This is a genomic window from Arthrobacter sp. AB6, from assembly GCF_031844545.1.
In the GTDB taxonomy this organism is placed as follows: Bacteria; Actinomycetota; Actinomycetes; order Actinomycetales; family Micrococcaceae; genus Arthrobacter.
In genome coordinates, this window is sequence record NZ_JAUZVL010000010.1 from 126,224 (window position 1) to 133,180 (window position 6,957).

A 6,957-nucleotide genomic window follows, 5' to 3' on the forward strand; every position below is an offset into this window, starting at 1 on the left:
GTAGGGGCAATATTGGGCCATCATCTGAAGATGAGCCACTCCGTAGAGACCCCAGCATGGTGGCTCCCGCCAGCCCTGCGTGGCTACAAAATCGAGTGGCTGCGCCACGACCTGGTGGCGGGCGCAGCGCTCTTCGCGATCCTGGTCCCCGCGGGCATGGCATACGCCCAGGCCGCCGGTCTTCCGCCGGTAACAGGTCTCTACGCCACGGTAGTGCCCCTGATTGTGTACGCGGCAGTGGGGCCGTCGCGTGTGCTGGTGCTGGGGCCGGATTCCGCGCTCGCCCCGATGATCGTTGCGGCGCTGGTTCCCCTGGCGGCGGACAACGAACAGAAATCCGTGGCCCTGGCCGGCCTCCTGGCCATCCTGATCGGCGTCATCCTGCTGTGCGGTTCCGCCCTGAGGCTGGGCATCATCACGGGACTGCTGTCCAAGCCCATCCGGCTGGGCTACCTCAACGGGATCGCCCTGCTGGTGGCGATGTCCCAGCTTCCCACCCTCCTGGGAATCTCCGTGGAGGACGGCACTCCCTGGGAAAAACTGCTCGCCGCAGTGCCGAAGGTGCTTGCCGGCGAAACCAACATGACGGCAATGCTGCTTGGCCTGGCCTCGCTGGCGCTCATCTGGGTGTCCCGCCGGCTGAAGTGGAAGGTACCGGGCGTGCTCATCGCCGTGGTGGTCTCCTGCCTTGCCGTGGCCGTGCTGGGACTCCAGGAACGCGTCAAAGTCACCGGAGCCCTCCCGCAGGGGCTCCCCGCACCGGCCCTCGGCGGAGTCGGCTGGGCCGACGTCCTGGCACTGCTGCCAGCTGCCGCCGCCATCGCCCTGATCGTCTTCGTTGATACCGGAACCCTGTCCCAGTCCCTCGCCGCGGCCGAGGATGAGAAGGTATCCGGCAACCATGAAATGGCAGCCTTGGGTGCGGCAAACGCGGCCAGCGGGCTGCTGGGCGGGTTCCCGATCTCGGCCAGCACCTCCCGCACGCCGGTGGCCGTGGAGGCCGGCGCGAAATCCCAGCTCACAGGCGTGACAGGTGCCGTCCTGGTGCTCGGCTTCATGCTCGCCGCCCCCGGCGTCACCGAGTTCCTGCCCGCCACCACCCTGGCCGCCATCGTCATCGCGGCAGCCGCGGCAATAGCCGACCCCGCCGGTGTGCGGCGGCTGGTCGGCATGAGCCGCAGTGAATCCCTGGTGATGCTCGCGGCATTCCTGGGGGTCGCCATCCTGGGGGTCCTTCCGGGCATCGCCGTCGCCGTGGGCCTGGCAATCCTGGACTTCCTGCGGCGCGCCTGGGACCCCTACCGGGCCGAGCTGGTGGACGTCCCCGGGGTGCCGGGATACCACGACGTAAGCCGCCATCCGGAAGGCGAACGCGTCCCGGGCCTGCTGATCCTGCGCTTCGACGCGCCGCTGTTCTTCGGCAACGGGTCACTGCTGGGATCCTTCGTCCGCAACAAGCTGGACCAGGCGCCGCCGGGCACCGAACGCGTGGTGCTGGCGGCAGAGCCCGTCACGGGAATCGACACCACGGCACTGGACGAGCTGGTGCAGCTGGACGAATGGCTGGAACGGCACGGCGTGGACCTGGTGTTCGCCGAGCTCAAAGGTCCGGTCAAGGACAGGCTGCTGCAGTACGGCATGGCCGCCCGCTTCTCCCCCGAACACTTCTACCCCACCGTGAGCGAAGCCGTGCGGGCGTTCCAGCGGGAAGACCGGGAGGCCTAGGATTCCCCAGCCGCGGGCACCTGCACGTCCACCCACACCAGGAGTACGCCGGGCGAACGGGACAAAAATCCAGCGTCACATCCCGGGCATCAACCCCAACTGCCCCATCAGTGATGCAACGTCCGGATGGGCCCGGAACGAGGCGATTTTTCCGTCCCTGACCGAGGCGAAATAGGTGCCGGATCCAACCACCGATTTGCCCGTGGCCGGAATCTCCTGGCCTCCCATGCGAAGGGGACCGGTATTTGTGCCGGTGAACTCCACTTCCCCCGCAACCTCGTCATCGCTGACCACCCTCCTGGTGGTCTTAATACGCATGTCCGGGAATGCCGTGAACCATGAGTCCATGTAGGTCCGGACCTCATCCCGCGTGCGGAAAGGCTCGGGGACCGTCACATCCGAAAAGGTAAAATCATCGGCCAGCAGGTCGGCGAACGCCGCCGTGTCATGCTGGTCCCAGGCCGCCATTCCGCGGTCGTCAAGCTGCTCTACTTCAGCGCGTGACATCACACATCTCCTCCTTGAAATGCCCTGACGAGCATCATGCTAGTCCTGTGGTAAGCACAGTCAATGGCCGCTGCAAAGGCCGACACAGGGGTTCTGCCCGCCAGCAGGTTTGGACGGTGCTAGGTTCGGGTACACGATCATGACAACGCCGCTGCGGGGACTGGGCACCAATAGTTCCGGGGAGCGTTGGCGTACGGATTCTTGAACAGCGGTGTTTCCTGACTGGGGGGTACGGATGGCTGGCAGGCGTGATGAAGGCTTGGTAATGCAGTCGCTGTTGCTTGATGAAATCGGGCAATCGGTGATCGGGATGGACGCCCAGTGGCGGGTCACGTACTGGAACCGGGCCTCGGAGTTGCTGTATGGGTTGAGCGCATCCGAGGCTTTGGGAGCAGCAATCGCTGATATTGGGATCGTCGGCGCGGAGCGTTCCCATGGGGAGAGCGTGTCCCGTGAGATAGCACAGCGGATCGCCGCCGGTGGGGACTGGTCCGGGGAACTCTGGGTCCGCCACAGAACCGGGAAGGAGTTTCCTGTCCATGCCACGGTCAGTCCGGTCCGTGGACGGCACACCGTGCCGGTGGCCGTGGTCGCGATTTCGAAGGACATCACGGACAGAAAGCACAATGAGGCCGTCTTGCGCCGGTTCTCGGCCGTCATTGAATCCTCGGGAGACGCCATCGTCAGCGCGGACATGACGGGGACCATCACCAGCTGGAACTCGGGAGCGGCCCGGATGTTCGGCTGGACGGCGCGGGAAGCCGTGGGGCAGAGCTACCGGCTGCTGACCACCCGCGATCACAAGGACTTCGATGAAGAAGTCAGGGCCAGCATAGGCAGCGGACGATTCGTGACCGGCCTGGCGGTGCGCTGGGGCCGCAAGGACGGGTCCGTGATCGATGTCGAGCTGACGGTCTCACCGGTATACGGCCCGAACGGCGAGCAGATCGGCGCGTCGGCGATCGCCCGGGACATCACCGAAATCCAGCGCCTCCGGGCGGCGGCCGCCGTGGAACGGGAGAAACTCCTGGCTGCCCAGGAGATGGCCCACGTCGGAAGCGTCGAACATACCAAGGAGACTGGCGAGACCTGGCATTCGGAGGAATTCGGCCGGATCTTCGGCCTTGGCCCGGGGCAGACGGCAACCCGGGACCTGATGCTTGAATTGACGCACCCTGAGGACCGGGAACGTGTCCAGGCCGTCTGGAAAGACCTGGATGAGGGCACGGTGTTCGCGGACTTTGAGTACCGTATCGTCAGGGCTGATGGCCAGCAACGGTGGCTGCACTCCCGTATCAGGAACGTGGAAGTGGATGAGCGGAAACCCGGGCGGTTCCTGGATACGGTGCTGGACATCACCGAGCGCAAGCAGGCCGAACAGATCCTGGAATGGCAGGCCCGCCACGATCCCCTGACGGGGCTGCCTAACCGATACGTGATCACTGAGGTGCTCCAGGACCTGCTGGACCGGGACTCCCGCGCCGTGGTGATGTTCGTTGACGTGGACCGGTTCAAGCTGATTAACGACGGCATCGGCCACGGGGCCGGGGACACTATCCTCATGCTCCTGGGCGAGCGGCTGAAATCCTTTGTCAAGAGCGGCGATACCGTGGGCCGCTTCGGCGGGGACGAGTTCGTGATCGTGTGCGGAGACCTGATGCTGCGCGGCGCCAGGACCCTGGCGGAACGGATCAGGCAATCCACCAGGCACCCGTTTGAAGTCGACGGACGCAAGATCTACCTCAACGTCAGCGTCGGCATCGCGCTGGCCGGACCGGACGATACGGCGGAGTCGATGCTGCAGGGAGCCGATGCGGCCATGTACCGGGCCAAATCAGCAGGCGGGGACTCATCAGCCGTTTACGACGTGCTGATGTCCGGAAAGGCCGCGGGGCGGCTGAACCTGGAGTCCGGACTGCGGCTTGCCCTGGAAAGGGGCGAGTTCTCGCTGAACTACCAGCCCATCGTTGACGTCAACAGCGGAGACACCATTGGTTTCGAAGCGCTGCTGCGCTGGCAGCACGGCGAGCACGGGCTGATCGGGCCCGATACGTTCATTCCGATTGCCGAAGAGACAGGCTTGATTATCCCCATCGGCACATGGGTACTCCGTGAAGCCCTCCGGCAGGTCCAGCAGTGGCGCGGGCGGCTAAAGGGAGCGGCAGGCGTTTCCGCCGCCGTGAATATTTCCGGCCGCCAATTCCTGGCAACCGATTTCACGGACATCGTCGAGGCGGCGATCCAGGCCGCGGGCATCGATCCCAGCGCTGTGGACCTGGAGATTACCGAGACAGTGCTGATGGACCAGCCCGACCTGCCCAAGGAGACGCTGCAACGTCTCCACAGCTTGGGCGTGGGGCTGTCAATCGATGACTTCGGAACAGGGTACTCCTCCCTGAGTTACCTCAGGTGGCTTTCGGCACGGACCCTGAAAATTGACCGCACTTTCGTCGAAGAACTGGGAAGAGGACCCCACGGGGCAACCATCATTGAACTCGTCCTTGGCATGGCCGAAAGCCTCAGTCTCCGGGTAGTGGCGGAAGGCGTTGAGACGGCGGAGCAACTCGCCGAACTCCGCCGCCTCGGCATTCGCTACGCCCAAGGGTTCTACTGGAGCCCTCCCCTGCCTCCGGAGGACGTTCCCGCATGGTTTGAAAAGCCCCTCTCCGGCGTCAGGCTAAGGTCCGGCGCGGTGGGCGCCCTCGAATGCTGAGAGCCCGGAACGGCATGGGATGCCGTTCCGCCACGGGCAGCAAGACTGCCGGGGCCAGCCCCGAACGCTGACGATTTCCCCTTTTAGGGCAACCGTAAGAGGGCCGTCACGGGCTACTGTCCCGGAGGCCGGTAGGACGGCGTCTTCTTGGCTGCTTCGTCGATGTCTTCCACAGTCAGGAGGGGCTTCAGGCGGACGTTGACGCTCCCCGTGGAATTGACTATCAGTGACAGTGCGGCAGCACTTGCATCGTCCGGCGCCTCGAAAACGCCGAGGACGTCGTAGTAGCCAAAAGCGTAGTAGAAGCTCTCCAGCGAACCGCCTATGGACTTGAGGGCCTCCGTCAGGGCCTCACGCCGCTTCGTGCCGCCTTCCTGCATAAGCCCCTTGATTCCCGCGCCCACATACGTCGCTTCAAACAGATACTTCGGCATGACCTTTCCCTCCTACATTCCCATCCCGGTTGTAGCCGCGGGAGCAAGTGCCACACCGAGTGCAATGGCAGCCAGCGCCACCGCAACAGCACGGTTGGCGAGCCGTTTCCACGGAAGCATCTTCTCCCCGGCGATGAAGGCCCCGATCAGGGCCATCCAGCCGACGCTCATCACGCCGAGCGCGAACAGCGCCGTCATCAGCGCCCAGCAGCACGCCACGCACCAGGCGCCGTGCTCCACGCCCATCCGCAGGGCCCCCGCGTAACCCGGCCGCATCCGGTGCAGGAGGAAATCCATGGGCGAGCGGCATTTCATCAGGCTCACGTTCTTGGCCGGCGTGAGCTGATAGAGGGCCGCCATGGCTATGACTCCCGCGGCGATGTAGCGGCCGTTTGTATCCGGAGCAAGAATTCCCGGCGCCACCGCTGCCGCCCACGCATAGAGCGCATAGGCCGCCAGGCCAAAGACCGTCCATGATGCAAGGTAGCCGGCCACGAAGGCGGCAGTGGACCCTGCCGGTGCGTACCGACCAGCCTGCCGCCGGTGCCGCTGGATCCGGTGGTAGGCCACCACCATCGGCGCCACGGACGGGAACATCATGGCTGCGAGCATCACCACCCATGTCACGGTGAAGAAGCCCACCGGTCCCGGGGCGGTCCAGGCACCCATGTCCATCCCGGTCAACTGCGTTGACGTCAACACCCAGCTGGCAGCGGCGAGGAAGAGCAGGACCGCCACGAGGGCGGCCTCCCGCGGATCAACCCGGGAGGCGTGTGCCACTGCCTTGACGGTCCTGCTCCTGAACAGCTTTCCGCGTTCCACCGGCGGGCCGTTCAGACCCGGCCCTTGGGGGCACCCTCCGCCATCTCACTGGCGAACGTGAAGTCGGATGTTTCGCCGTAGATGCCGTCGAAGTCGATGCCGAAAAGGTCCACGTGCCCGGGCCCCTTTCCGATCTGGAATTCGGGCGCAAAGCCGTACATTGCGTTCTTCACTGTGGTCACGCCGCCGTCCGGTCCGGGCAGCGGCTCGAACGTGAACCGGGCCTTGTCCGAGACTGAACCGGAAGGACGCTCACCGTCCGTGAATGTGACCGCGGCGCGTTCCAGTCCCAGCCACTCGCCGTACAGGCCGGCAAAGTCGCCGAAGGGGCCCCCGGCCTGGCCGCGAAGGATGGTTTCCAGGGCGCCCACCTGGGCATCGGATGCGGACTGGTCGACGACGACGCCCACCTTCCAGCCCCCGGCCGTCAGATTCGCGGGGAACCAGGCGACGAACGCGAAGTCGACGCCGGAAAGGTCCGTGGCGTCATGGTTGCCCCTTGCGATATGGAAGACATTCAGGTTGCGGCACTCACCTCCGGGCCCGGTGGGCACGCCGTCCACGGGGCACGGGCACACCAGCTGGCACGTGCAGCTGCCAGCGTATGTTCCAGACATTTCCCAAGACACAGAATCCTCCTCACCTGGCGCCATCGCCGTGCAGAGGTGGCCCGGACCGGCGCCTCATTCCGTGAAAAACGGGGGTCATGACCCCGTTAACGCAGACGCTATTCCTCCGGCCGAAGGCAGTCAAGAT

6 protein-coding genes are annotated in these 6,957 nt (G+C 65.1%); 2 read left to right on the top strand and 4 right to left on the bottom strand.

From position 1 onward, the window contains the following. Positions 1-30 precede the first annotated feature (30 nt). The gene (locus Q9R30_RS10460) at positions 31-1,725 is read left to right on the top strand and encodes a SulP family inorganic anion transporter (RefSeq protein WP_311217558.1); all 1,695 of its coding nucleotides are present in this window, start codon (positions 31-33) and stop codon (positions 1,723-1,725) included. Between the two features lie 75 nt (positions 1,726-1,800). On the opposite strand, the gene Q9R30_RS10465 is transcribed toward Q9R30_RS10460, so the two are convergent. Then, positions 1,801-2,232 (bottom strand): ester cyclase, encoded by a 432-nt coding sequence (locus tag Q9R30_RS10465; protein WP_104997013.1) that lies wholly within the window; start codon positions 2,230-2,232, stop codon positions 1,801-1,803. 265 nt (positions 2,233-2,497) lie between these two features. Here Q9R30_RS10465 and Q9R30_RS10470 point away from each other — a divergent pair, with 265 nt between their 5' ends. Next, positions 2,498-4,945, top strand: a complete 2,448-nt coding sequence (locus Q9R30_RS10470) for an EAL domain-containing protein (RefSeq protein ID WP_311217559.1) — start codon at positions 2,498-2,500, stop codon at positions 4,943-4,945. A 113-nt stretch (positions 4,946-5,058) separates the two neighbouring features. On the opposite strand, the gene Q9R30_RS10475 is transcribed toward Q9R30_RS10470, so the two are convergent. From Q9R30_RS10475 to Q9R30_RS10485, 3 genes are read right to left on the bottom strand one after another with little or no spacing between them, the layout of a single operon-like run. After that, complete coding sequence (locus tag Q9R30_RS10475; protein ID WP_311217560.1) at positions 5,059-5,379, bottom strand: GYD domain-containing protein; 321 nt, start codon at positions 5,377-5,379, stop codon at positions 5,059-5,061. A gap of 12 nt (positions 5,380-5,391) precedes the next feature. Continuing rightward, positions 5,392-6,159 (bottom strand): DUF2182 domain-containing protein, encoded by a 768-nt coding sequence (locus tag Q9R30_RS10480; RefSeq protein WP_311217561.1) that lies wholly within the window; start codon positions 6,157-6,159, stop codon positions 5,392-5,394. Positions 6,160-6,212: 53 nt separating this feature from the next. Continuing rightward, complete coding sequence (locus Q9R30_RS10485) at positions 6,213-6,818, bottom strand: DUF1326 domain-containing protein (protein ID WP_311217562.1); 606 nt, start codon at positions 6,816-6,818, stop codon at positions 6,213-6,215. Positions 6,819-6,957 lie beyond the last annotated feature (139 nt).